Annotated in this window: 2 protein-coding genes; one reads left to right on the forward strand and one right to left on the reverse strand. The window is 42.6% G+C overall.

Translation table 11 applies throughout. From position 1 onward, the window contains the following. Positions 1-417: nicotinate-nucleotide diphosphorylase (locus A3761_RS02135; RefSeq protein ID WP_369808153.1), on the reverse strand; the 417-nt coding region annotated here is incomplete at its 3' end. A gap of 315 nt (positions 418-732) precedes the next feature. On the opposite strand from A3761_RS02135, the gene A3761_RS02140 reads away from it, so the two are divergent. Continuing rightward, positions 733-2,428, forward strand: a 1,696-nt coding sequence (locus A3761_RS02140) for a DUF1631 family protein (RefSeq protein ID WP_068749712.1), incomplete at its 3' end; no start/stop codon positions are given.

The raw sequence follows: 2,428 nt of genomic DNA on the forward strand, positions 1-2,428 counted from the left end.
CAGTCCAGGTAGGGTCTTACGAGTATCCAGAAGCTTTACTTGAGTGTGTGCAACCAGGTTTGCGTAGTGTTTAGCTGTCGTTGCAGTGCCAGAAAGTGTTTGCAGAAAATTAAGTGCGGCACGTTCTCCGGTTAGAATGGATCGGGCAGAGCCACTAACAGTAAAGAGAGTTTCGTTTTGTGAAGCGTTGTCTCTGTCATTGACGAACCACTTAATTTCAAGGGTTGGATCAATTGCATGAAAGACGGCGTCAACCCACTTTGTACCGCAAATAATCGCACTTTCACGGGTAATTACTTTCGCGCAAGCCTGTTTGTCGGCATCAATTAGCTGAGCAGTTATATCACCGGAGCCGACATCTTCCGAAATTGCAGCGTTAACGTTATTTTCGATGGCTTTTGAAAGTAATTCGTTCATATTTTGGCTCAAGCTGTTCAGGCTGGGTCTGGTGAATACAAAGGATGCTTAAAATTAAAAAAAGTCGAAAGTATTGCTTACTTTTATTTAGCGGCGCCATTATATAGATTATTTCGGATAATGCTAAGTGGCTTAGCTTGTTCTCGTTCACTATATTGTTAGACGAGTAGTTGTTGTGCTGGGTTTAATAATTCACATTTTTTGTGAACTGGTTCAAGCGGAAACAAAATGTGACAGTAGTCATAATATTGACTCGCTATAATGCAAATAAATGTTAAATAATTGACTCTTAGCAAGTGGGCAGTTGGGGTAATTATGGCAGAGCCAAAGATAGTAGGGATTCACGGCGGCAAAACTATTTCAGGAGTATCCGCTAAACCGCTACCGAAGTTAGTCATTGTCGTTAGAGATAATTTTAGACTTAAAGTGCAGGATTTATTACGTCATTTGTTTGATGGTGCGGATGATGCGCTGTTTGAAATGGCCGACAAAGCGGGCACTAATGGTGACCAAGCGTTGTATTTCGATGCGATGAGAGAGCTTCGTTTACAGAAGCGCCATATCGCAAATGCCGTTGTAAAGCAGTTGTTGACTAATTTCAATTCGCTTACCAGTGGTCCACAGGTGAGCGGCCCGTCTGGTGACTCGATAGATTCATTGGATCTTATTGATAAGGATGAACTTGAGGTTAATGTCGCAGTCGATGCGATGGTGTCGAGGCTTAATCAAGGTATTGGCACGGTGCTCGAGGAGCTTAGTGCTCGGGTTTCCTTTATACTTGATGAGAGTGAAGTATTTTCTAAAGACTTTCCCGCGTCCCCGCATAAGCTATGTGATGCCTTTGCAAAAGCATGTGACTGTCTCGATTTTGGCATCCGAGCAAAGCTTATCGTGCTTAAACTATTTGAACGCTATGTACTGTCGAAAATGGCGGCAGTATATAAAGATTGCAATCAGCAGTTAAGGCAGTCAGGTGTACTTCCCGCATTAACGATCGGTATTGGCAAAACAGCGCGTACAAATAGCAGCAAGGCTGTTGAAATGCTCAATAATGTGTCAAAGACGGATACGATTAAATCAAATGGTCAGCTCGAGAATGCTACGCCTGATATCAATGGCTTTGATTCTTCAAGTGTTCCAACGCTCGGTGAAAATCAGTACCTTTCTCAGGGTATAGCTTTCGGTGAGTTGCGCTCTCTTCTTCATTCAGGTCAGCCCGCAAGTTCAATCGATGCAGGTGTTGGTGGTATGTCTAATATCATTCCGCAAACACATATTATTCAGCAATTATCGGCGCAGCAAAATCGGTTCTCTGGCCAGATTTCAGGTGATCAATTAGGTGGATATCAGCGTGTTGATTTTCGTAGTTTGTTATCAAGCTCGAGCGAATCTTCTGAGGGAGGGGCAATTTCCTCAGTGGACTCCGATGTCATTTCCCTAGTTTCAATGTTGTTCGATTTTATTCTTGATGATCGTCAGCTTCAGCCCGTTATGAAAGCGTTAATTGCAAGGCTTCAAATTCCTATACTTAAAGTAGCGATGCTAGATAGAAGCTTTTTTGATCGTGGCGGGCATCCTGCTAGAAAACTTCTGAACGAAATAGCTGCTGCTGCACTTGGCTGGACCGAAACAAGCGGTAGTAAGTCAGATAGACTGAAGGGAAAAATCGAAGCTGTCGTTGATAAAGTGCTAAACGATTTCGATGACAATCTAGATATTTTCCAAAGCTTATTAGATGATTTTATTAAATTTATAGTGATTGAAGATAAGCGTGGTCAACTTGTTGAGCAGCGCACAAAAGATGCTGAAAAGGGAAAAGCAGCCAATGACCTAGCCAAGAAGGCGGTTGATAATGCTTTAAATGCAATTTTAGCTGATCAGCAAGCAAGAGCGCGTAATGTACCAGAATGTGCAGAAGCTTTTCTTTCAAAAGCGTGGAGTAGGGTACTTAATTACACATACCTAAACGGTGGTGTCGACTCAGAGAGTTGGAAGGCTGAAATTGCCTTGG

The organism is Oleiphilus sp. HI0123, assembly GCF_001635315.1.